Source organism: Thauera sp. 27, assembly GCF_000310125.2.
Lineage (GTDB): Bacteria > Pseudomonadota > Gammaproteobacteria > Burkholderiales > Rhodocyclaceae > Thauera > Thauera mechernichensis.
In genome coordinates this window covers 15,081-38,878 of sequence record NZ_AMXB01000008.1, presented here as the reverse complement: position 1 = coordinate 38,878, position 23,798 = coordinate 15,081, and the positions used below count along the sequence as shown (strand labels likewise).

The window sequence follows — 23,798 nt, the reverse complement described above, 5'->3', positions numbered from 1 at the left end:
GCGCCACCCTCCTCACGCCTCCAGCTGCAGCGCCGCCAGCCGTGCATACAGCCCGCCCTGGCGGCGCAGGTCGGCCGGGGTACCGGTCTCGACGATGCGGCCGGCGTCCATCACCACGATGCGGTCCACCTTCTGCACCGTGGCCAGGCGGTGGGCGATGATGAGCGTGGTCCGCCCCCGCATCGCGGCGGCCAGGCCCTGCTGCACCAGGATTTCGGATTCGGCGTCGAGCGCACTGGTGGCTTCATCGAGCAGCAGGATGGGCGCACCCTTGAGGATCGCACGCGCGATCGCGATGCGCTGGCGCTGGCCGCCCGAGAGCCGGGTGCCGCGTTCGCCGAGGAAGCTGGCGTAGCCTTCGGGCAGGCGGGCGATGAATTCGTCGGCAGCCGCGGCGCGGGCGGCGGCGATCACCTCGGCGTCGCTGGCGTCGGGACGGCCGTAGCGGATGTTCTCCAGCGCGCTTGCCGAGAAGATCACAGGGTCCTGCGGCACGATCGCGATCCCGGCGCGCAGCGCATGCAGCGACAACGCGCGGATGTCGCTGCCACTGATACGGATACAGCCCGCGCTCGCCTCGTAGTAGCGCAGCAGGAGCTGGAACAGGCTGGTCTTGCCGGCGCCGGAGGGGCCGACGAGCGCAATCCGCTCGCCGGGTGCGATCTGCAGCGAGATGTCGTCGATCGCGCGCACGCCCGGGCGTGCCGGGTAGCAGAACACGACGTGCTCGAACGCGATCGCGGGCAGGGCGGCGTCGGCTGCGGGCGTGGCGCAGGCGCCCTCGCCGGCGCGGGCCGCGTCGCCATCCCGGATCGCCGGCTCGGCGTGCAGCAGCTCCATCAGGCGCTCGGTGGCGCCGCTTGCACGCATGACGTCGCCCCACACCTCGGCCAGCGTGCCCACACCGCCCGCCACCAGCGCGGCATAGATGAGGAAGGCGCCGAGTTCGCCCACCGACAGTGTGCCCGCCTGTACCTGGCGCGCGCCAATCCACAGCACGAAGATGATCGTGCCCATCACCGCCGCGATGATGAGCGCGGTGAGCAGGGCGCGCACGCGGGTACGCTGCACGGCAGCCTGGAACCCGGTCTCGCTGCGTGCAGCGAAGCGCCGCGCCTCGTTCGCTTCCTGGGTGAAGGCCTGCACCGTGGGCATGGCGTTGAGGATCTCGCCGGCCAGGGCCGAGGCATCGGCGATGCGGTCCTGCGACGCGCGCGACAGCCGGCGCACGCGCCGGCCGATGACGGCGATGGGCAAGGCCAGCACAGTCATCAGGCCGACGATGAGGCCGAACAGCTGCACGCTGGTCACCGCCAGCATGAGCATGCCGCCGACGAACTGGAACAGGCTGCGCAAGCCCATCGAGATCGAGCTGCCAACGACGGTCTGCACAAGGGTGGTGTCGCCCGTGAGCCTCGAGAGCACTTCGCCGGTCTGCAAGGTCTCGAAGAACTGTGGCGACTGATGCAGCACGCGGGCATACACCGCGCTGCGCAGGTCGGCCGTGACGCGCTCGCCGATCCAGGACACCGTGTAGTAGCGCGCCGCGACCACCACCGCCCAGAACAGCGCGAGGCCGACCAGCGCCACGAAGCGGCCGTCCAGGCCCTGCGCACCGAATAGCCCGGCCCCCGCCACATCACCGCCAAAACCCGCGTCGATCAGGTCGCGGAAAGCCAGCGGCACGACGAGGATCGCGGCCGAACCGAGGCAGAGCAGCACGAAGGCCAGGACCACCCGGCCACGATGCGGGCGCAGGAATGGCAACAGGCCGCGCAGTGCGGAGAGTGGGCGAGCAATCGGGGGCGAGGACGTCATGGTCGGTAGGCAGGCACGGTGAATGCCCGATTATTGCCGGATTTCCCGCGCTCGAACGCGAACGCCATACCGCACCGAGCTCGCAGACACGGACGGTCGACTGCGCTATGGTGTCCGTACCGCCCGCCCGCAGGAGGTCCCGCTTGGACACGCCCGACTCAATCCACGCCTTCTGGTTCGGCCCGGACGCCGACACGACCGCGCAGACAGCCATCATCGAACGTCAGTCCGCACTATGGTGGCGGAAACAGGCCGAGGTCGACGCCGACATGCGCCAGCGCTTCGCAGCGCTCGTCGGCCGAGCGGGTGCCGGCGAGCTGGACGGCTGGCTGGGTACGCTGCGCGGCCGGCTTGCGCTGATCCTGCTTACCGACCAGTTCCCACGCAATATCTGGCGCGGGCAAGCTGCCGCCTTCGCCTTCGACGTGCTCGCACTGCGCTGGGCGCGGGACACGATCAGGCTCGGCCTCGACCTCGATGCGCGCCCGATCGAGCGCGTGTTCCTGTATCTGCCACTGGAACACTCCGAGGATCTGGCCGATCAGCGCGAAGCCGTCCGTCTCTTCGACGTGCTCGCCTCAGGCCTTGGCGCGGCAGAGCGGCCCGCCTTCGATGGCTATGTCGATTACGCGCGCCGTCACCTGGAGATCATCGACCGCTTCGGCCGCTTTCCCCATCGCAACGCAGCCCTGGGCCGCGAATCGACGCCGGATGAAGTCGCCTTCCTGCAACAGCCCGGATCCGGATTCTGACGTAACCGGACTCAGCCAGCGCGAAGCACGGCGTCGAGCGCGCTCTCGATTGCGGCTCGGCGTGCGCCCAGCTCCGCAATCAGGGACGGACGACTGCCGGCGGCAGCAGGCGCGCCAGCACAGCGCTCGCACAGCTGCGCCAGTTGGGCGAGTTCATCCTGCAGGGCTTCGCAGGCCGGTGCGTCGACAGCGCCGGACGCACGCTCTGCGGCCAGCCAACGCCCGAAGGCGCTGCCCTCGATGTCGAACGCGGGCACCTCCGCGCCCTGGTTGCCAAGCGCCGCCGCAGCCAAAGCGCACCAGTGTGCAAGCTCGGCCCCGGCATACAACAGCAGCACCTGGTCGCGGCCGAGTTCTGCCGCACTCTGCCAGGATGGATCCGGTCGCCAGGCCGTCACCCACACGGGTACGGCGGCCGCAGGCATCGGCCGTGCAATACCGTAGCCCTGGGCAAACTCGCACCCCAGCAACAGCAGGCGGCGCGCATGTACGATGCTCTCCACCCCTTCGGCAACCGCCTGACGGCGGAAGGCCTTGGCCAGGCCGATGACCCCCTCCAGGATCGCCAGGTCATCGGGGTCCTCCAGCATGTCGCGTACAAAGGTCTGGTCGATCTTGAGCACGTCGGCCGGCAGGTGCTTGAGGTAGGCGAGCGACGCATAGCCGGTGCCGAAGTCGTCGAGCGCAAACCGCACGCCGAGGCGCCGGCAGCCGCGGATCACCTCTGCGACATGCTCGAGGTTGCTGAGCGCGCTGGTTTCGAGAACCTCGATCTCGAGACGCCCGGGGCCAATGTCGCGCTGACGTCCGAGCAAGGCCTCCAGGCGGGCGACGAAGTCCGCGCGCTGCAGGTGCTCGGCCGAGATGTTGACGCTGACCGGCAGGTCCAGTCCCTGCTCGCGCCAACTCACATGCTGGGCGAGCGCGGTATCGATGACCCATTCACCGAGCTCCACGGCAAGCGGGCTGGCCTCGACATCGGCGAGGAAGGCGCCCGGTGAAAGCAGGCCGCGCTGCGGGTGATGCCAGCGGATCAGCGCCTCCAGCCCGATCACCGCACCGGTACGCATGTTGACCTTGGGCTGGTAGAAGAGCTCGAACTCGCCCCTGCGGAGACCCGCGGCAACCTGGGCCAGCGTCTCATGATGGCCGCGCACGCTGCGATCGAGCTCGGTGTCGAAGATGCAGAAGCGGTTCTTGCCGGCCAGCTTGGCCTGGTACATCGCCTGGTCGGCCTGGCGCAACAACTGGTCGGCATCGACGACATCGGGCTGTGGGAACAAGCTGACGCCGATGCTGGCCGACAACTGCAGTCGCACGCCATCGATGTCCACCGGGCGGGACACGACATCGAGCAAGCGCATCACGAAGGGCACGAAGGCACCATGCTCGCCGACATCGACGAGCACGGCCGCAAACTCGTCACCGCCGAGGCGTGCGATGGTGTCGCCCTCACGCAAGGCCGCGCGCATGCCGCCGGCGAACTGCTTGAGCAGGCGGTCGCCGAGCGCGTGGCCATGCTGGTCATTGACCAGCTTGAAACCGTCGAGGTCGAGGTAGGCCACCGCCACGCGCTGCTCGCGGCGGCGGGCCTGCGCGATGGCCTGCTCAAGGCGGTCGCGCAGCAGCGCCCGGTTGGGCAAGCCGGTAAGGGCGTCGTGGTGGGCGAGGAACTCGAGCTCGGCCTCGTGCGCCTTCTGCGCTGCGATATCGGCATACAGGGCAACATAGCGCAGCGCCTCACCGCCGGCGTCCGGCACCGCGCTGATGGTGAGCAGCGCCGGGTAGTGCTCACCGGATTTGCGCCGGTTCCAGATCTCGCCACTCCAGAAACCGCGCTCGCTCAGGCTTCGCCTCATCACGGCGTAGAACTCCGCACCATGTCGCCCCGACTGGAACATCCCCGCCGGATGACCCAGGATCTCCTCGCGCGTATAGCCGCACTGCCTGCAGTAGGCCTCGTTGGCGTCGACGATCAGGCCTTGCCCGTCGGTGATCAGGATGCCTTCGCGGGCATACGAGAACACGCTCGCCGCCAGGCGCTGGCTGGCCTGCGCCTGGCGTTGCTCGGTGAGGTCGATGTCGATGCAGTACATCTCGAACTCACCATCAGCGTTGCGCTGCATGACGTGGCTGGAGAAAACCGGCACGCTGCTGCCATCCTTGCGCAGCAGGTTGAGCTCCCCTGCAGGGATCTCGACGCCTTTCTCGATCCAGTCGCGATGCAAAACCTCGAGGTCAGCGCGCATCTCGAGCGGAATCAGCAGTTCGTCCAGCCTGCGCCCGAGCGCTTCCTCGGCACTGAAGCCATAAAGCGCGGTGCTCGCTTCGTTCCAGAAGATCACGTTGCGCTGGGCATCGTAGCCCTGCACCGAGATGTTGGGGATCTTCTCGAACAGCTGGCGGAAGCGCGCCTCGCTCTGGCGCAGCCGGCGCTCGGCATCGCGGCGCTCGAGCGCGTTGCGGATGGCGTCGCCGGCAAGCGCGAGCAAGGCCTTCTCCTCGTCGGCCCAGCGTCGCCGGGCATGCACCGAGTCGAAGCCGATGAAGCCGGACAGGCGCTTGTTCGAGCGCATCGGCGCTGCCAGCGTGGAATGGATGCCCTGCGCCAGCAGTATCTCGCGGTCGAGGCGAGCCTCGTCGTCCAGCGCCTCCACGTCCTCGATATCGACGCAGTCGAACGCCCTCAGCGTACGTGCGAACAGCAGCTCGTGATCGAAACGGACCTGCTGCAGGCTGCCGATCTGCGTCAACACCCCCGGCGCGCACCACTCATGGGTATTGCAGGCGTGGGCGTCGTCCTCCGCGACCGCGAACACGTAGGCTCGATCGGCACGCGCATGGCCGGCGAGCTCGCCGAGCGCCTCGACGATCACCTCGTCGAGGCGCTCATGCTCGGCACCGACGATGCGCGCCGAGATGCGTGCCAGGGTCTGCTCGAGCGACACCCGCCGCCGCAGGGCGGACAGATTGCGGCTGTTCTCGAGCTCCGCGCTGACCGGTGCGTCGAAGATCTGGAGCAGGTCGAGCACCACTTGCGGCTGGGCCAATGGACGCCGGCTGAGCAGCGCAAGCAGCCCCAGCGGGTGCCCGGCATGATCGATCAGCGGCACCGCGCAATAGCCTTCTATGCCCTTGCGTACGAGCGCCTCGTCGCGCGGGAAGCGCATCGCGACGCCCTCGGCATAGACGCAGGGCGCCCGCCCGATCACATGCTCGCAGGGCGAGTCCGCAAGCGCGTAGTCGAAGGCCTGCATGCGCCCCGCGCTCGACCAGCCGGCGACCGCATTGACCCGCTCGCCGACCGCGTCGACCGCACCGACGAACACATAGTCGGCATCGAGCGCCTCAACCAGGTGCCGGCACACGCGCTCATGGAAGGCGACCCCGGTACGCGGAGTGGAATCTGCGGCAAGCAGATCGAGTGCGGCCCGCATGCGCCGCTCGTGGGTGACGTCGTGGGCAATGCCGAGCACGCCGATGAGGCGTCCATCCGCGCCGTGCAGGGGCGCCTTGGTAGTGAGGACAAGCTCACGGTGGCCGTCGCGGGCAAAGGTGAGCCACTCCTCACGGCTCACGGGCTGCATGGCGGCCAGGGCCCGCAGATCGTCCGCGCGAAAGGCTGCGGCCTCTGCTTCGGCAAAGAAATCAGCGTCCGTCCGCCCGAGGATCTGGTCACGGGACCGGCCAAGCAAGGCCTCGACCTGGCGGTTGCAGTGCAGGAACACACCGTCGGGGCTCTTTACCCACACCAGCGCGGGCAACGCATCGACGAGCGCATCAAGCCCGCCGTCGGCAAACACGGAGGTGGCGGCCGGTCCAGCGCCGCCAGCGGCTGGCAGATTGAGGCTCGGATGCGTATGGTCGATCACTCGGACTCCTTCACCGATGCACAGCCGCAGCGGGCGCTACGCATACTGGATTCTAGACAGCTGCCGAAACACCGGTAGTGAAAACCGCACGCCTGGCGAGATACGCCGGTGCCTGCCCCGGTGATGACCTTTGCCCATGCGCAAGCCGGCGTGGGCACGCGCCTGGCCAGAGGCCCGTCTGCAGGTAGAATGGACCAGGCCCGGCTTTCACAATGGAAGTTCCGCCCATGCATGCCGCCATCCCCATCCGCCTCGCACACCTCTGCTACCGCAGTTTCACTGCGGTACTGGTCGTCCTTGCCCTGCTCGCGGTCGGCGGCTGCGCCAGCCTGGTGCACCGCGAACCGGTTCGAATCAACGTCGTCGGCCTGGAGCCCATCCCGGGCGAGGGCATGGAGATGCGCTTCAAGGTCAGGATGCGGGTGCAGAACCCCAACGACTCGGCAATCGACTTCGACGGCCTCGCGCTCGAACTCGAGCTCAATGGTCGGCCCTTCGCCACCGGCGTCAGCGATCGCGCGGGCAGCGTGCCGCGTTTCGGCGAGACGCTGATCGAGATCCCGGTGTCGGTATCGGCGATCGCCGTGGTACGCCAGGCGCTCGGCGTGATCGAAGGCGAGACCAAGGCCGAAGTACCCTACACGCTGCGCGGCCGGCTCGCCGGTGGTCTGGCGGGTGGCATGCGCTTCTCCGACTCCGGTACCCTCAAGCTACCCGATCCGCTCAGGACGCCACGCTGAAACCCGCCGCGCGCGACACTCAAAAGGAGACCGAATGATGTCCCAGCCCGCCCTCAAGGACGCCCGCCTGCAACTCGACGATCGCGTCGCCACCCTCACCCTGGCGCGCGACGACGTGCGCAATGCGCTCACCGGCACCGCACTCATCGACGACATCGTCGATGTGGCCGAGTGGGTAAACGGCTGCGACGAGGTCTCCGTGCTGGTGATCACCGGCGAGGGTGCAGCCTTCTCCGCGGGGGGCAACATCAAGGACATGGCCGAGCGCGGCGGCGACTTTGCCGGCGATGTGGCCGAGGTCGCCACCCGCTACCGCCGCGGCATCCAGCGCATCCCGCTGGCCTTGCAGGCGGTCGAGGTGCCGATCATCGCCGCAGTCAATGGGCCCGCAATCGGCGCCGGCTTTGATCTGGCCAACATGGCCGACATCCGCATCGCCTCCACCCGGGCGAAGTTCGGCGAGACCTTCCTCAACCTCGGCATCATTCCGGGCGACGGCGGCGCCTGGTTCATGCAGCGCCTGATCGGCTACCAGCAGGCCTTCGAGCTCACCCTGTCGGGACGCATTGTCGGTGCGGAGGAGGCGAAGACCCTGGGCATCGCGCTCGAGGTCGTCGAGCCTGAGCAGTTGCTGGCACGCGCCCACGACATGGCCGCGCGCTTCGCCGCCCAGCCGCCCAAGGCGCTGCGCCTGACCAAGCGCCTGATGAAGATGGCCCAGCGCACCGAACTCAAGGACTTCCTCGACCTGTGCGCGGCCTTCCAGGGCATGTGCCACAACGAGCCGGAACACCTCGCGGCAGTCGAGCGCTTCCTGAAGCGCTGAACTGCAGTCAGCCAGGCCCAGCCGTGCAGGCGAGGTGCGCGCGCACGCTCAGTGGCGCGCGCGGAAATGCCACTCGCCGGCTGCGATATCGTTGGCCACGGCCCGGCGCGTCGCCTCATCCACCCGTGTGTCATCGAGCGGATACAGGCCGCACAGGCGCAGCGCGCGCCGGACCTCGATGGCCTGGCCGAGGTATTCATACACGACCCGGGCGCAACATGGCATGCGCTCGCCGCTGCCCGACACCCCTAGCTTGAGCCCGGTGAGCCGGGTGACACGGTTCTTGAACGAGGGGAAGAGGATGGTCTGAGTCATCTCCAGACCAGTCAGCGTCTCGTAGTCGGTCAGGAAGATCCGGTCGGTGAGGAAATGCGCCAGGCCGCGATAGATGCCATGGTAGGCCTTCTCGCGCGGATGCTCGATGAGGCGCTCGGTACGCTGGTAATACACCCGGTCGTCACGCCTTTCCAGGCATACCAGGGTACGCAGAAGCTGCCCGGGGCAGGCCATCGACAGGTAGGTCTCGAAGTAATAGCCCAGGTACTTGTCCAGCCCTGCGCTACCGATCTCCTTCAGGTGGGCGAGATCCGCCGCCTCCGGTGCGTGCGCCACGGCGGGCACCACCGGCCGCGGGCGGACTTGCACCAGGCGCTCGAACTGCGCGCTGGGCATCATGATTTCGTGCTCGTCCACCCCGAAGAAGGCGCAGAACCGGCGCAGCGTATGGGCCGAGGGCCGATAGCGCCCGCTCAGGTAGCGGTTGAACTGCGGCCGGTTGATGTCGAGCCGGCGGCAGACCTCGGCCACGGAGCGGTAGTAGCTGCACAACAGGCGCAGGTTGCGGGCGAAATCCTCGTTCATGGTGGCTCCAGGGGCGACGCGGCGGGCAACAGGAGTGGCGGCTCACGCGTACGGCCCCGGTCGGTGGCACACCTTGGATATGTCGCAGTATGGCGCAGTTTGTGCGCCCATTGGCAACGGCTTGAGCCAGGTCGTCAAATTCCCGTGCTGCCCGCGGCTTGCTGAAATGTCCGTGCTCCCGCCGTTCGCGCGGGGGAAAACGACAACAGCGGCCACGCGCCGCGCAGCAAGGAGACATCTCATGCCTGCCTACCCGTGTCACGTCCCGGCCCTGGCCGCCTGCCACCTCCGCCAGGGAGGGCGCCGTCATGCTTGACCTGCTCAATGACCTGCTATGGTCCAAGGTGCTGATCGTCGTGCTGATCGGCCTCGGCCTGTGGTTCACCATCGGTTCGCGCTGCGTGCAGTTCCGCCACTTCGGACGCATGTTCCGCATCCTCGGCGCCAATCAGGCCTTTGCACGTGACAAGCACGGCCACATCAGCTCCTTCCAGGCCCTGATGCTGTCCGTGGCCGGCCGCGTCGGCGGCGGCAACATCGCCGGCGTCGCCGTCGCCATCACGCTGGGCGGCCCCGGCGCCATCTTCTGGATGTGGATGGTGGGCCTGATCGGCATGGCCACAAGCTACTTCGAGTGCACGCTCGCCCAGGCCTACAAGACTGCCGAGCCTGACGGCACCTACCGCGGCGGCCCCGCGCACTACATCGCCCGCGGCATGGGGCGGCGCTGGAAGTGGCTGGCGGCGGTCTATTCGGTGCTGCTGCTGCTGACCTTCGGCTTTGCCTTCAGCGCGCTGCAGTCGTACTCGGTCGCCACCTCGATCAACGACGCCTTCGGCATCCCGGTCAGCGTGACCGGCGGCATCCTCGCCGTGATCGTCGGCGCGATCATCTTCGGCGGCGTCAAGCGCATCGCCAAGGTGGCCGAGGTGCTCGTGCCGGTGATGGCGGTCGGCTACATCGCCATCGCGCTGGTGGTGGTGGTGCTCAACCTCGGCGAGTTGCCGGGCGTGCTGGCACTGATCGTCAAGAGCGCCTTCGGCCTCGAACCCGCGATCGGCGGCGGCATCGGCGCGGCGATCGTGATGGGCGTCAAGCGCGGCCTGTTCTCCAACGAGGCCGGCCTGGGCAGCGCGCCCAACGTCGCCGCGGTGGCCTACGTGCGCCACCCCGCCAGCCAGGGCATCGTGCAGGCCTTCTCGGTGTTCATCGACACCCTGATCGTGTGCTCGTGCACCGCCTTCATCGTGTTGCTCGGCGACGTCTACCAACCCGGCACAGGAGCTCAGGTCGGCGGCGTGGCCCTCACCCAGGCATCGCTGGCCGGTCTCGTCGGCGAATGGGGCCGGGTGTTCGTAAGCGTTGCGCTGATGCTGTTCGGCTTCACAACCATCATCTACAACTACTACCTCGGCGAGAACAGCCTGAGCTGGTTCAACGCCAGCAACCGCGGGCTGGTCGTGCTCTACCGCGCGGTGGTGATCGCACTGTGCGGCTGGGGCGCCACCACCGACCTCGGCACCGTGTTCGCCTTCGCCGACGTGACCATGGGCCTGCTCGCGCTCGCCAACCTGCTTGCGCTCGCGGCGCTGTTCAAGCCCGGACTGCGCCTGATGCGCGACTACGACGCGCAGATCGACGCCGGCGTCGCCGAGCCGGTGTTCGACGCCACACGCTTCAGCGACCTGGACATCGACGCCGACGCATGGCGCCTGGAGGAAGAAGACCGCGCGGCGATCCAGTCGCCCGCCGCGGACCCGGTTCCGGCCAAGGCCTGATCCGCGACCTCACCCGACCACTCCCGGTGGCTGGCGCACACGGCGCCTGCCACCGCCACAGGAACACACCAACATGAACACCCGCATCGAACACGACCTGCTGGGCGACATGGCGCTGCCCGCCGCCACCTGGTACGGCATCCAGACCCAGCGCGCTGTCGACAACTTCACCATCACCGGCGTACCCATCAGCCACTTCCCGGCGCTCGTCAACGCGCTGGCCATGGTCAAGGCCGCTGCCGCGCGCGCCAACCACGAACTCGGGCTGCTCCCGGCCCACAAGGCCGACGCCATCCTCGCCGCCTGCTCGGACATCATCGGCGGTCGCCTGCACGAGGCCTTCGTCGTCGACCTGATCCAGGGCGGCGCCGGCACCTCGACCAACATGAACGCCAACGAGGTCATCGCCAACCTCGCGCTGGAGAAGCTCGGCCAGCCCAAGGGCGCGTATGCACACCTGCACCCCAACGACGACGTGAACATGTCGCAGTCGACCAACGACGCTTACCCGACCGCGGTCTGCGTCGGCCTGCAGTTCGCCGTCGAGCCGCTGGTGGACGCCATCGCCAGCCTCAAGCGCGCCCTCGAAGCGAAGGGCCGCGAGTTCGCCGACGTCATCAAGATGGGCCGCACCCAGCTGCAGGACGCCGTGCCGATGACGCTCGGCCTGGAATTCGAAGCCTTCGCAGTGAACCTGGGCGAGGACATCGACCGCCTGCGCGAGGTCTGCGCCCTGCTGTGCGAGGTCAACCTCGGCGGCACCGCGATCGGCACCGGCATCAACACCCACCCCGACTACGCCGCACTCGCCGTGCGCCATCTCGCCGAGATCTCGGGCAAGCCGATCGTGCCCGCGGCCAACCTGGTCGAGGCGACCTCGGACATGGGCGCCTTCGTGCTCTTCTCGGGCGTGCTCAAGCGCTTCGCCGTCAAGCTGTCCAAGCTCGCCAACGACCTGCGCCTGCTCTCCAGCGGGCCACGCACCGGCTTCGGCGAGATCCACCTGCCGCCGATGCAGCCGGGCTCGTCGATCATGCCGGGCAAGGTCAACCCGGTGATCCCGGAGGCGGTTAACCAGACCGCCTACCAGGTGATCGGCAACGACCTCGCGGTAACGATGGCGGCCGAGGCCGGCCAGCTCCAGCTCAACGCCATGGAGCCGCTGATCGTCTACAACCTGCTGTCCTCGGTACGCATGCTCGACGCCGCCTGCCGCATGCTGGAGGAACGCTGCATCCGCGGCATCCGCGCCGACCGCGAGCAGTGCCGCCGCCACGTCGAGCACAGCATCGGCGTGATCACCGCGCTGGTGCCGCACATCGGCTACGCCAACGCCTCGCGCATCGCAGCCCAGGCGCTGCACAGCGGCGACACCGTGCGCGCCCTGGTGCTGGGCGAGGGCCTGCTTGGCGAGGCCGAACTCGATGCGCTGCTCAGCCCGCAATCCATGCTCGCCCCGCAAAGGCAGCCGGCATGAACGAGCGCATCCTGGTGCTGCACACGGGCGGCACCATCGGCATGGAGCGCGGCACGGACGGCTATCGTCCGATGCCGGGCTTCGGCGCGGTGCTACGGCGCCATCTGGACGGCGTGGCAGGCCTGCCCGCCTTCGATCTCGTCGAACTGGCACAGCCGATCGACAGCGCCAACCTGCAGCCAGCGCAATGGACCGCGATCGCCCGCGAGCTCGTCACGCGCTGGAACGACTACCGCGGCTTCGTGGTGCTGCACGGTACCGACACCATGGCGTGGACGGCGTCGGCGCTGTCCTTCATGCTGCAGGGCGCCGATCGACCGGTGATCCTCACCGGTGCGCAGGTTCCGCTCGTCGAGCCGCGCACGGACGCACTGGCCAACCTGCAGTCGGCGCTGCTGCTCGCCGACAGCTTGCCGCACGGCGAAGTCGGCGTGTTCTTCGGCCGCCAACTGCTGCGCGGCAACCGCAGCACCAAGGCGAGCAGCACGGCCTTCGAAGCATTCGCCTCACCCAACGCAGCCGCGCTGGCCGAGGTCGGGATCACGCTCAATGTGCATGCGCAGCGCCTGCAGCCTGCAGGCGCACGCAACTTCCGGCTCCCCGAGTTCGATCCGCGCGCGGTGACGGTGCTGACCGTGCATCCGGGCCTGGGCGCACACCAGGTCGATGCGCTCGCGGCCGATCCCGCATTGCGCGGCCTGGTGCTGTGCAGCTACGGCGCCGGCAACCTGCCCGATGCCGAGCCCGGCCTTCTCGATGCGCTCGCGCGCGCCGTAGCGCGCGGCGTGGTGGTGGTGAACCGGACCCAGTGCAGCCACGGCACGGTGATGCAGGGCGCCTACGCAACCGGCGCAGCACTGCACCGCATCGGTGTCGTCCCGGCCGCAGACATGACGCTCGAGGCGGCCTTCGCCAAGCTGCATGTGCTGCTCGCGACCGACGGCGATCCTGCGCAGGTGCGCGCGCGCTTCGGCACCGCGCTGTGCGGGGAGATGTCCTGAACCTGGCGCCGGGCACGGCGCGCCGGCGGGGCTGACGTAGAATGGCGCTCCCCGCCCCCGCACAAGACAAGTGCTCGGCCCGACGCCGCGACCGCCCTCATCCCGGCGAGCGACACGGGTGAGCCCCCCCATCATGGCAGACAGCTCACCACGCGTGCTTTCGGTGATCCCGCCGATGACGCAGCTCAACACGCCGTATCCGTCCACGGCCTATCTCACCGGCTTCCTGCGTTCGCGCGGCATCGACGCGGTGCAGGAGGATCTTGCGCTGAAACTGGTGCTGCGCCTGCTGTCGCCCACCGGCCTGGACGACATCCGCGCCCGCGCCGAGACCTTGGCACGCAGACAGCGCACGCCGCTGGTGCAGGGCTTTCTCGAGCACTTCACGCGCTACCGCTACACCGTCGGCCCCACCATCGCCTTCCTGCAAGGCCGCGACCCCACCATCGCCCATCGCATCGCGAGCCGGACCTTCCTGCCCGAGGGGCCGCGCTTCGACACGCTCGATGCCTATGTCGACCCGGACGATCCCGAAGGCGGCGACCCGCTCGCCTGGGCCTTCGGCGCCCTCGGCCTCGCCGACCGTGCGCGCCACCTCGCCACGCTGTACCTGAACGAGCTCGCCGACATCCTGCGCGACGCCATCGATCCGCGCTTCGAATTCGTGCGCTACGCCGAATCGCTGGCCATGAGCCAGGCCACCTTCGACGCGCTCGCCGACGCCCTGGCCGCCTCACCGACCTTGGTCGATGCCTACCTCAAGGAACTGACCCTCGAGGCCATCTCCCACCATCGGCCGCAGCTCGTCCTCGTCTCCACGCCCTTCCCCGGCTCGGTGTACGGCGCTTTCCGCATCGCCCAGGCGATCAAGGCCGCCCATCCGGGCATCGTCACCGTGCTCGGCGGCGGCTTCGTGAACACCGAGCTGCGCGAGCTGTCCGAGCCGCGCGTGTTCGACTACTTCGACTACGTCACCCTCGACGACGGCGAGCGCCCCCTGCTGGCGCTGCTCGAACACCTGCAGGGCAAGCGTGGCAAGTCCCGTCTGGTGCGCACCTTCGTGCGCGACGCGGACACGCGTACGGTGCGCTACATCAACCTCATCGAGCCCGACGTGCCCTTCGCCGAGGTCGGCACGCCGACCTGGGACGGCCTGCCCCTGGACGGCTACCTGTCGGTGCTCGACATGCTCAACCCGATGCACCGGCTATGGTCCGACGGGCGCTGGAACAAGCTCACGGTGGCCCACGGCTGCTACTGGAAGAAGTGCAGCTTCTGCGACGTCAGCCTCGACTACATCGGCCGCTACGACGGCGCCCCGGCCGCGCTGCTGGTCGACCGCATCGAAGCGATCATCGCCGAGACCGGCCAGACCGGCTTCCACTTCGTCGACGAGGCGGCGCCGCCCAAGGCCCTGCGCGCGCTCGCCGAGGAGCTGCTGCGCCGCGGCGTGGCAATTTCGTGGTGGGGCAACATCCGCTTCGAGAAGTCCTTCACCCCCGAGCTTTGCCAGCTGCTCGCCGACAGCGGCTGCATCGCGGTGTCGGGCGGGCTGGAAGTGGCCTCGGACCGGCTGCTCAAGCTGATGAAGAAGGGCGTGTCGGTGGACCAGGTCGCACGCGTCACCCATGCCTTCACCGAAGCCGGGGTACTGGTCCACGCATACCTGATGTACGGCTTCCCAACGCAGACGGTGCACGACACCGTTGATGCGCTGGAATACGTGCGCCAGCTCTTCGAAGCCGGCTGCATCCAGTCGGGCTTCTTCCACCGCTTTGCGTGCACCGTACACTCACCGGTGGGGATGAACCCGCAGGAGTACGGTATCGAGCTCGTACCGCTGCCACCGGTAAGCTTCGCGAAAAACGACATCGGCTTCATCGACCCCACCGGTGTCGACCACGATCGCCTCGGCAAAGCGCTCAACAAGGCGCTATACAACTATATGCACGGTATCGGCCTCGATGCGGACGTGCGCCAGTGGTTTGCCGACAAGGTGCCGCGCCCGCGCGTGGCGCGACAGTTCATTGCCCGAGCGCTCGGGCAATGATGCTCGCACTTGATCTCGCGCATGCATGCACGCCCCCGATGAGGGCTAGAATCCCGCCCCGCCTCCCTTCAACGCCACTGCACCGCGCGCATGGACAATGACCTGGCCCCAGGCCCTCTACTGAGCCTCACCCTCGACGCGGCGACCCGTGTGCTCAGCGCGAACCTGGCACATGACGCACGCTTCCCGCGCATCGATGCACTCTGGTTGCGCGAGCAGCTCGGCGCGGCCGGCTACGCCGAACTGCGCATCCGGCCGGATGCGATCAAGGGGCTGATCGCGCGCTACAACGCCGGGCAATCGGTCGAGGCCGTCGAGATCGCCGAGTGCGCGGATGCCATGCTCGAGGTCGAAGTCGCGGCCGATGGCCTCAGCGCGGAACTCACCCTCACCCCGGCCAAGGGCGGCCGTCCGGCAACCAAGGCAGAACTGCTCGGCCTGCTCGCCGCACGCGGCATCGTCGAGGGCGTGCTGGTCGACGAGATCAACCGCGCGATCGCCAAGGGCCAGGCCAACCGCCTGGTGATCGCCCGCGGCCGCGAAGCCGTGCCCGGTGAGGACGGCTGGCTCGAACGCCTGCTGCCCGAGACACCTGCGCGCGTACCCAACGTCCGCCCCTGCGGCCGTACCGACTTCCGCGACTTCGGCGAGATCCTCGTGGTGCAGGAGGGAGAGGGCCTGATGCGACGGCATCCCGCGACTCGTGGCGAGGACGGCCGCAACGTGCTCGGCCAGCCGATCGCGCCCAAGCCGGGGCGCGATGTCCGCTTCGCCAGCGGCTTGCGCGGCACGCGCGCCGCGGCCGAGGATCCCGACCTCCTCGTCGCTGCCTGCGACGGCCAACCCGTGGAGGTGCGCGATGGCATCATCGTCGAGCCCATCTACACCGTCGACTCGGTGAACATGGCCACCGGCAACATCGACTTCGATGGCACGGTCAGGGTACGCAACGACATCCAGGCCGGCATGAGCGTCCGCGCCAGCGGCGACATCGAGGTCGGCGGCGTGGTCGAGCCCGCCACGCTGGAGGCCGGCGGCAACATCATCGTGCGCGGCGGCGTGATGGGCGGGCTCGGCGGCAAGACGGCAGGCAAGGATTTCAGCGCCGTCGCCATCCGTTGCGACGGCAGCTTCACCGCCACCTATGCTCAACAGGCACGCATCACGGCGGGCGACTCGATCTTCATCGATGATCTGGCCATGCAGTGCCAGCTCGTGGCGCGGAACCATATCCGCGTCGGCAACCAGCGTCGCGGCCACATCATCGGCGGCAAGGCCTGCGCGAACCTGTCGATCCATGCCCGTGTGATCGGCGCGCACAACCGCATCCGCACCGAACTCGAGATCGGCGCCGACACGGCACTCTCCCAGGCGGTGCAGGCCAAGGCCCAGGAGCGCGACATCCAGGAAAACAAGCTGCTCGAAGTCGGCAAGCTGCTCAACTTCGCCGACCGCAATCCGGGCAAGGTCACAAGCGAGATGCTGAGCCGCGCCGAGCTTGCAGCGGCGGCGCTGTCGACCGGGATCGAGGCCTTGCGTAACGAGGAAGAGGCCTTGCGTTTCCGGCTCGAGCTCGCCCAGCAGGCGCGGGTGAATGTGGAGCAGACCGTGTTCGAAGGCGTCACGGTCAGCATGGGTGAGCGCAGCCTGCGCATCCCGCAAGTACTCGCCGCCAGCACCATCCGCCTTGCAGACCAGGGGCTCGGCGTGTTTCCGCTCGAGGATGACAGCCACTTTGACGAGCCACAGAAACCGGGTGGCGAGTCCGCTCGCCGCCGCTGAGCGGAAAAGGCAAGGACCCCGACTGGGGCCCCTGCCTTTCACTGCATGACTGCCGCTTTCTTCAGCGCGGCAAGCGCGGCCGCATAGTCCGGCTCATCCTTGATCTCGCCCACGCGCTGGGCATGTACGACCTTGTCGTTGGCATCGATCACCACCACTGCACGCGCGGTAATGCCGGCGAGCGGGCCGGAAGTGATGGCCACGCCATAGGCCTCGGCAAAGCCCGGGTTGCGGAAGGTCGACAACGTCTGTACGTTCGCCAGGCCTTCGGTCTCGCAGAAGCGCTTGGCCGCGAAGGGCAGGTCGGCAGAAACCACCAGTACGACGGTATCGGCCAGCTTGCCGGCTTCCTCGTTGAACTTGCGCGTCGAGGTCGCGCACACCGGGGTGTCAAGGCTGGGAACGATGTTCAGTACCTTGCGCTTGCCGGCAAAGGCCTCGAGGCCGACGTCGGCAAGGTCGGCGGCGGTGAGCTTGAAGGCGGGGGCGGCATCGCCGGCTTGCGGGAAACGGCCCGCCACGTCGATCGGATTGCCGCCGAGGGTCACTGCGCTCATGGTTATCTCCTGTGGGTGAGGGTGGTGCCGGCTTGTTCGTGGGGCACCGGCTGGTCCGCCCGCTAGCCTACACCAAGGCGCTGCCCGCTGCCCGGCCGTTCAACGCCCGACGCGGGACAGCTTGAGCAGGCGCGAACCGCGGTCGATCAGCACCGTCAGCAACACGATCATGAGCAGGTAGGTGCCGGCCCGCTCGAAACGGAACCACTCGAAGTTGAAGCTGAACTGGAAGCCCAGGCCGCCCACGCCGACCAGCCCGAGCACCACCGCCGCGCGCACGTTGCTCTCGAACTGGAAAAAACCATAGGTCATCCAGTCGCGCCACACCCGCGGCACCGCCACCAGGCCGTAGGTTGCCAGGCGCGAGCCACCGCAGGTGGGCTCGAAGCGGCGCAGGGGCTGGTTGTCCACCGCCTCGCCGAACACCCGGGTGAGCACGCCCAGCGTGTGCAGCGCGATGGCCAAGGTCCCCGCCACCAGGCCGGGACCAAAGAAGGCGATGCACAGGAAGGCCCACATCACCTCAGGCACGCCACGTGCGATCACCGCCGTGGCGCGCGCCGCCGCGAGCTGCAGGGCGCGCAGCGCGCGTTGCCAGGGCGCCGGCGTCTCGCCGCTGAAGCGTGCGGCGTGGAGCTGGAAGCTGGCCGAATGCGGATAGGTGAGCAGGATCGCCCCGGCCACGCCAAGCACCGTGCCGACGACCGCAATGGCGAGCGGGATCGCCGCCGATTCCACCACCCGCCACACGAACCACTTCTGCAGCTCCTGCTGCCAGGCCAGCCACGCCGACGGTCGCCAGACATCGAGCGCGCCATGGGTGGCGAACAATTCGACCGCCTTGCCCTGCTCGAGGCGCGCCGCCACCTTGGCCGGGTCGCCCAGGCCGATCGCGGCGAGGTCGAGCTCGGGCTGCAGCAGGCGTTCGAAGAAGCGCAGCTTTCCCCAGGCCTCACCACTCAGCAGCTCCATGGCCGGTGCGAGGTGGTTGCGTGCAGCCCCATCCTCGCCGCCACGGTTGCCCCAGCCCATGAACCACAGCGACCACAGCAGGGCCAGCACGACCAGACCGGTGGCCAGCCAGGGGCCGAACGGCGGACGGGAGACGCCAGCCGCAATGGGCGGCGCCGCAGCATCGCCCTCAGGCCGTCCCTGGCGCGACGCATCGCCAGCCCCCGCCACCGCGCACGAGGCACCGCCGCTCTGGCGGGACTGGTCACCGCGCAGCTGGCGACGAATGGTGTTGCTGACGAGATCCGCGGCCAGCGTCAGTAACAAGGTGAACAGGATCAGCGTGCCGACCTTGTCCCATGCGCCGAAGCGCACCTGGTACCAGATCTCCGAGCCCAGCCCGCCGCCGCCCACCGCACCGATCACCGCCGCGTTGCGGATCGCGCATTCGGCGCGCATCAGCGTGAAGGACAGCACGTTGCGCGAGGCGAGCGGACGGATGCCGTAAAGGAAGGTCGCCAGCCGGCCACCGCCCAGGCTGCGGACCTGGCCATAACGCGCCGGATCAACGCTGTCCCAAAGCTCGCTGTACACCTTGGCCAGAATGCCGGTGATGTTGAGCGCCAGCGCGAGCGCGCCGGTGAGCGGGCCGAGGCCAACCAGTGCGACCAGGATGATCGCCCACACGAAATCCGGCACCGCGCGCAGGATGTCCTGCACCAGCCGGCAGGCCGCGCACAGCAAGGCGGCCGGCGAGCGCAGCGGCAACCACCGCCACAGGCGGGCGACGAGGTTGCCTCCCACAGCGCTGCGTTCATCGCCGACACACACCGCACGGCTCGCACCCATCGCCAACGGCCAGGCCAGCAGCACCGCCAGCGCCGTACCGAGGATGGCAGCGGACAGGGTCTGCAGGGTCAGGTCCCAGGCATGGCGCACGAAGTCCGGCGACAGGTCGGGGCGAGCGAAGGCCGCCAGCCAGGCGCCAATGCGCGCTGCCGCCTGAGCGCGGCGCTCGGCGTCAGTGAGCGCCCCCCAGTCCCAGTCGGCGGCGGCGAAGGCCGCCAGCAAGGCCAGCAGGACGGCGAGCAGGGCGACGAAATGGCCCAGCGGGCGGCGCTCGTAACGCGCGCTGGCGGCCAGGGCGAGCGTACTCACCAAGACACCCCCGGCACACAGCTGCGGCAGCCGTGCTTCATTCCTGCACCTCGATCTCGTCCAGGTGCAGCGCGCGATATTCGGCGCCGTAGAGCTCGCGCAGCAGATGCTGGGTGATCTGCGCTGGCTCGCCCTGCCAGAACAGACGACCGCCACGCAGCGCGATCACACGGTCGAAATGGCCTTGCAGCAGGTCCAGCGTGTGCAGATTGACCACCAGCGTCACGCCGTCGCGCTGCGCCAGTTGGCATAGCAAGCCGATGATCTCGCGCCCGAGGCGCAGGTCGAGCGCGCTCACCGGCTCGTCCGCCAGCACCAGGCGCGGCTGCTGCACGATCAGGCGGGCGACGGCGACGCGCTGCTGCTGGCCGCCGGAGAGTTCGTCGGGCAGCGCCCACAGCTTGTCGGCGAGCTCGACGCGCGCCAGCGCAGCGCGCGCGCGTTCGATCTGCTGCGGCCACAGCAGGGACAGCAGCGCACGCGCCAGCGACCAGTGGCCGAGCCGGCCCATCAGCACGTTGTGCACCACGCGCAGCTGAGGGATCAGGTTGTCCTGCTGGTAAAGGAAGCCGAGCTCGCGGCGCAGCCGCGCCAGCCGCCGTCCGCGCAGGCGGCGGGTATCCTCGCCCAGCGTCAGCGCGCAACCAGCCGCAGGCTTGACCAGGCCAGCGATGAGACGGAACAGCGTGGTCTTGCCCGCGCCCGAGGGCCCGATGACGGCGACGCGCTCGCCCGGAGCGATGTCCAGGCTGATGTCGTCGAGTACGCGCTGGCCGCCGTAGGCGACCGCGGCGCCCTGCAGGCGAACCGGGTGCTCGGGCACGGCCTGCGCATCAATGGAGTCTGTATTCATGATGATGAGCGGGCAGGGGGCGGCACAGCATCCGGCCGGACGCTGCGCCTACCGGTCCCAGCCAGCCCTCAGCCGCCGATGTCGATACCCGACTCGAGCAGGTCGACGTAACCCTGCCACTCGCCGATGTCGGCCTCGATGAACTTGCCTGCCTTCAGGTACTTGAGCACCTGGGCACCTTCCGGCGTGCTGCCATCGACGGCGAGCAGCGCGGCACGCAGCCTGGCGAGCAGGTCCGGGCCGAGATCGGCACGGGCGGCGAGGGCGTAGTTGGTATAGGGCGGGGTCTTGTAGACGATCGGCGCACGCGCCTTGAGCGCGTCGTCGGCCTTGTCCCACGATGCGTAGTTGAGCGCGCCGACCTGATGAGTGCCGTCGGCCACCATCTGCATCACCACGTCATGGCTGCCGGAATAGGCCACACTGCGGAACACACGCTCCGGCGCGGCACCGGCCTGGTCCATGAAGTACTTGCGCGGCATCATGTGGCCCGAGGTGCTGCTCTTGCTGCCGAAGGTGAAGCTCCAGCCCTTGCCCTGCGCGGCCTTGGCGAGTTCTCCGAGATCGCCCACGGTGCCCAGACCGGTCGCCGGGTTGGCGATGAAGTAGCTGACGAAGCCCTTGTCGATGTCGCGGCAGCCGAGGATGGTGAGCGCATCGCCCATCTGCATGCGCGCCTGCGCGGTGGTCACCGCGCCGAGCCAGGCGACATGGGCGCGGCCGGTGGCGAGCGCAGTGACGCTGGCGGCGTAGTTCTCCACGTGCATGTACTCGACCGGGATGCCCACGGCCTTGCCGAGATGACGGGCCAGCGCGCCGAAGTTCTCGCGCATGCGGTCGGCGTCGCCGTCGTCGGGGATCGCGGTGATGACGAGCTTGGCCGGCTGGGCCAAGGCATCGCCTGCGTTCAGACCCAGGCTGCCGGCCACGGCGAGAGCGGCGGCGGACAGCAGGAAGCCTCTGCGCGAGGCAGTGCGTTGATGGTGCATGTGCTGCTCCGGTTGTTCGGAGACCGCCGGCAGTCGCGCCGCCGATCGGCTTCCAGCCACCCCGGTGCGGGCGCGCCGGGGTTTAATGGCCCGGCATTCCGACCGGGCAGATAGGGTTCGGACGCTTGTCGATATGTAGATCGACGTTCAGGTGTCCGGCGCGCATTATCCGCAATGCTGGCCGGCAAAGGTAGGGTCAGGCGCAGCTGGCGCCGCACCCACGCAGGCCCATGCACCATCGCTTGCTGACGGCGCGGACAGCCTGATCTATGTTGAAGATCGGGCTGTATCGCATGGGAGCGTCGTCATGGAACCGGTCGATCTGTTCTACAGCTATGCACACGAAGACGAGAAACTCCGCGACGAGCTCGATGGCCACCTTGCGCTCCTGCGGCGCAAGGGCGTGATCCGCCCCTGGCACGATCGCAGCATCGTTGCGGGCCAGAAATGGGACGAGGCGATCGATGCCCAGCTCAGCACGGCAGACCTGATCCTGCTGCTGGTGAGCATGGACTTCCTCAACTCCGACTACATATGGGGCAAGGAACTTGCATCGGCAGTAGCGCGTGCCGAGCGCGGCGACGCCAGCGTGGTGCCGGTGCTGTTGCGCGCAGTGGACATCGAAGGGGCGCCCTTTGCCCACCTTCAGGGCCTGCCCACCGACCTGCGCCCGGTCACCTCCTGGCCCAACCGCGACGAGGCGTGGACCGATGTCGCCAAGGGCATCCGGCGCGCCGTCGAGGCAATCCAGCAGCGCTGGGTGAGTGCAGCACCCGCGGCCGCCGCCGCACCGAGGTCGAGCGACTTCGGCGCCACCTCAGCAAGTGTGGCCGCATCGGCAGCCGAGGACGACAGCTGGGCGCTCGAGGCCGCAGCGCCAGAAGGTACGGGCGACACCGCGGCACGCAAGCACGAAGAACCCGACAGTCTGGTCCGGCGCATGATGGCCGGCTTCACCAACGAACTGGCGGTCGCGGCACGAATACGCGGCGCACCCGCGATGGATGGCGCCGAGGCCGAAGATACGGCACTGGCGCTGATCGACATGCCCGAGCAGAAGCGGCTGCTGTGGGTGGACGACAAACCGGAAAGCAACGCGCACGAAATCGCCGCGCTCGCAAAACTGCAGGTCGAAGTCGTGACCGCACACAGCACGGAAGAAGCGCTCACGCGCCTCGACGCCGATACCGAGGGCTTCGACCTGGTGCTATCGGACTGGAGCCGACCCGAAGCACTGGAAGGTCAGCCGAGCGCCGCGTTGAGACTGCTGCGCGCGCTGGCGTCGAGACCGCGCCGGCCTCCGCTGATCGTCTACCACGGCGAGTTCGACGATGCTCGCCGCACGGCCCGACGCGACATGCTGCTGCGTGCGGGCGCCTTGGGCGAGGCCGTCGCCCCGGGCGAACTGCTCGCCTTGGTGAAGACCGCCCTGCAGGCGCGCTGAGGCACTCAGCGCATCGCGCGCAGGCGGGCGATGCGGTCCTGGGTCGCCGGGTGGGTCGAGAACAGCCCGCGCAGGCCGCCGCCGGAGAGCGGGTTCATGATCATCATCTGCGCCGTCTCGGGGTGCTGCTCGGCGGTATGCATGGGGATGCCACGCGCGTAGGCGTCGATCTTGGCGAGCGCGCTGGCCAGCGCCTCGGGGTCGCCGGAGATTTCAGCACCGCCACGATCGGCACCGAACTCTCGGGTGCGGCTGATCGCCATCTGGATGATCATGCCGGCCATCGGCGCCAGGATCATCATCGCGATCGACACGATCGGGTTGGGACGGTTCTCGCCGTCGCGACCACCGAAGAACATGCCGAAGTTGGCCAGCATCGAGATCGCGCCCGCCACCGTGGCCGAGATCGTCGAGATCAGGATGTCGCGGTTCTTCACATGCGCCAGCTCGTGCGCCATGACGCCGCGCAGCTCGCGCTCGGACAGCATGCGCATGATGCCGGTGGTGGCGGCCACCGCGGCATTCTCGGGGTTGCGGCCGGTGGCAAAGGCGTTGGGCTGGGCCTCGTCGATGATGTACACCTTGGGCATCGGCAGGTCGGCGCGCTGGGCGAGCTCGCGCACCATGTTGTAGAGGTAGGGCGAGGAGGCGGCATCGACCTGGCGCGCGTTGTACATCTTGAGCACGGCCTTGTCGGAGAACCAGTAGGCCCAGAAGTTCATGGCGCCGCCGATGACGAGCGCGATCAGCATGCCCTGCTGGCCGCCGATGGCCGCGCCCATGGCGCCGAACAGGGCGACGATGCCGGCCATCAGGATGGAGGTCTTGATCCAGTTACCGAACATTGCGGTGTCCTTCCTGCAAAAGGTTGATTCAAAAGCCTAGTTTG

17 protein-coding genes are annotated in these 23,798 nt (G+C 68.5%); 9 read left to right on the top strand and 8 right to left on the bottom strand.

Annotated features, from left to right (window positions below):
• Window positions 1-12: 12 nt before the first annotated feature.
• Complete coding sequence (locus tag B447_RS05825) at window positions 13-1,818, bottom strand: ABC transporter transmembrane domain-containing protein (RefSeq protein WP_037982470.1); 1,806 nt, start codon at window positions 1,816-1,818, stop codon at window positions 13-15.
• A 143-nt stretch (window positions 1,819-1,961) separates the two neighbouring features.
• On the opposite strand from B447_RS05825, the gene B447_RS05820 reads away from it, so the two are divergent.
• A complete protein-coding gene (locus B447_RS05820; protein ID WP_002937599.1) occupies window positions 1,962-2,570 on the top strand; it encodes a DUF924 family protein in 609 nt (202 codons plus the stop codon).
• 11 nt (window positions 2,571-2,581) lie between these two features.
• Here B447_RS05820 and B447_RS05815 read toward each other — a convergent pair whose 3' ends face one another.
• On the bottom strand, window positions 2,582-6,442 hold the full coding sequence (locus tag B447_RS05815) for an EAL domain-containing protein (protein ID WP_002937596.1): 3,861 nt from the start codon (window positions 6,440-6,442) through the stop codon (window positions 2,582-2,584).
• A 227-nt stretch (window positions 6,443-6,669) separates the two neighbouring features.
• Between B447_RS05815 and B447_RS05810 the strand changes: the two genes are divergently transcribed.
• Window positions 6,670-7,182, top strand: coding sequence for an LEA type 2 family protein (locus tag B447_RS05810; RefSeq protein ID WP_002937594.1), 513 nt, complete (start codon window positions 6,670-6,672; stop codon window positions 7,180-7,182).
• A gap of 37 nt (window positions 7,183-7,219) precedes the next feature.
• Window positions 7,220-8,008, top strand: a complete 789-nt coding sequence (locus B447_RS05805; protein ID WP_002937593.1) for an enoyl-CoA hydratase-related protein — start codon at window positions 7,220-7,222, stop codon at window positions 8,006-8,008.
• A 48-nt stretch (window positions 8,009-8,056) separates the two neighbouring features.
• Here the strand turns inward: B447_RS05805 and B447_RS05800 are convergent, their stop codons facing one another.
• Window positions 8,057-8,869, bottom strand: a complete 813-nt coding sequence (locus B447_RS05800; RefSeq protein WP_002925512.1) for a helix-turn-helix domain-containing protein — start codon at window positions 8,867-8,869, stop codon at window positions 8,057-8,059.
• A 308-nt stretch (window positions 8,870-9,177) separates the two neighbouring features.
• Here B447_RS05800 and B447_RS05795 point away from each other — a divergent pair, with 308 nt between their 5' ends.
• The 5 genes from B447_RS05795 (at window position 9,178) to B447_RS05775 (ending at window position 16,957) form a co-directional block, all read left to right on the top strand.
• A complete protein-coding gene (locus B447_RS05795) occupies window positions 9,178-10,647 on the top strand; it encodes an alanine/glycine:cation symporter family protein (RefSeq protein WP_002937586.1) in 1,470 nt (489 codons plus the stop codon).
• A gap of 73 nt (window positions 10,648-10,720) precedes the next feature.
• Complete coding sequence (locus B447_RS05790) at window positions 10,721-12,124, top strand: aspartate ammonia-lyase (protein WP_002937584.1); 1,404 nt, start codon at window positions 10,721-10,723, stop codon at window positions 12,122-12,124.
• The gene (locus B447_RS05785; RefSeq protein ID WP_002937580.1) at window positions 12,121-13,125 is read left to right on the top strand and encodes an asparaginase; all 1,005 of its coding nucleotides are present in this window, start codon (window positions 12,121-12,123) and stop codon (window positions 13,123-13,125) included. Before B447_RS05790 ends, B447_RS05785 begins: the two co-directional genes overlap by 4 nt.
• A gap of 133 nt (window positions 13,126-13,258) precedes the next feature.
• Window positions 13,259-15,175: a B12-binding domain-containing radical SAM protein gene (locus B447_RS05780; RefSeq protein ID WP_002937577.1), complete on the top strand. Its 1,917-nt coding sequence runs from the start codon at window positions 13,259-13,261 to the stop codon at window positions 15,173-15,175.
• Window positions 15,176-15,265: 90 nt separating this feature from the next.
• Window positions 15,266-16,957, top strand: coding sequence for a DUF342 domain-containing protein (locus B447_RS05775; protein ID WP_002937575.1), 1,692 nt, complete (start codon window positions 15,266-15,268; stop codon window positions 16,955-16,957).
• A 38-nt stretch (window positions 16,958-16,995) separates the two neighbouring features.
• On the opposite strand, the gene tpx is transcribed toward B447_RS05775, so the two are convergent.
• The 4 genes from tpx to phnD all read right to left on the bottom strand — a co-directional run bounded on the left by tpx (window position 16,996) and on the right by phnD (window position 21,465).
• Window positions 16,996-17,514, bottom strand: coding sequence for a thiol peroxidase (gene tpx / locus B447_RS05770; protein WP_002937574.1), 519 nt, complete (start codon window positions 17,512-17,514; stop codon window positions 16,996-16,998).
• A gap of 99 nt (window positions 17,515-17,613) precedes the next feature.
• A complete protein-coding gene (locus tag B447_RS05765; protein WP_037982489.1) occupies window positions 17,614-19,623 on the bottom strand; it encodes a PhnE/PtxC family ABC transporter permease in 2,010 nt (669 codons plus the stop codon).
• Between the two features lie 37 nt (window positions 19,624-19,660).
• Window positions 19,661-20,476, bottom strand: coding sequence for a phosphonate ABC transporter ATP-binding protein (locus B447_RS05760; RefSeq protein WP_002925525.1), 816 nt, complete (start codon window positions 20,474-20,476; stop codon window positions 19,661-19,663).
• Between the two features lie 68 nt (window positions 20,477-20,544).
• Window positions 20,545-21,465 carry a phosphate/phosphite/phosphonate ABC transporter substrate-binding protein gene (gene phnD / locus B447_RS05755; RefSeq protein WP_002937572.1) on the bottom strand — a complete coding sequence of 307 codons (921 nt, stop codon included), beginning with the start codon at window positions 21,463-21,465 and terminating at the stop codon, window positions 20,545-20,547.
• Window positions 21,466-21,772: 307 nt separating this feature from the next.
• Between phnD and B447_RS05750 the strand changes: the two genes are divergently transcribed.
• Window positions 21,773-22,909 (top strand): toll/interleukin-1 receptor domain-containing protein, encoded by a 1,137-nt coding sequence (locus tag B447_RS05750; RefSeq protein ID WP_002937571.1) that lies wholly within the window; start codon window positions 21,773-21,775, stop codon window positions 22,907-22,909.
• Between the two features lie 5 nt (window positions 22,910-22,914).
• Here B447_RS05750 and htpX read toward each other — a convergent pair whose 3' ends face one another.
• Window positions 22,915-23,754 carry a zinc metalloprotease HtpX gene (gene htpX / locus B447_RS05745; protein ID WP_002937570.1) on the bottom strand — a complete coding sequence of 280 codons (840 nt, stop codon included), beginning with the start codon at window positions 23,752-23,754 and terminating at the stop codon, window positions 22,915-22,917.
• Window positions 23,755-23,798: the final 44 nt, after the last annotated feature.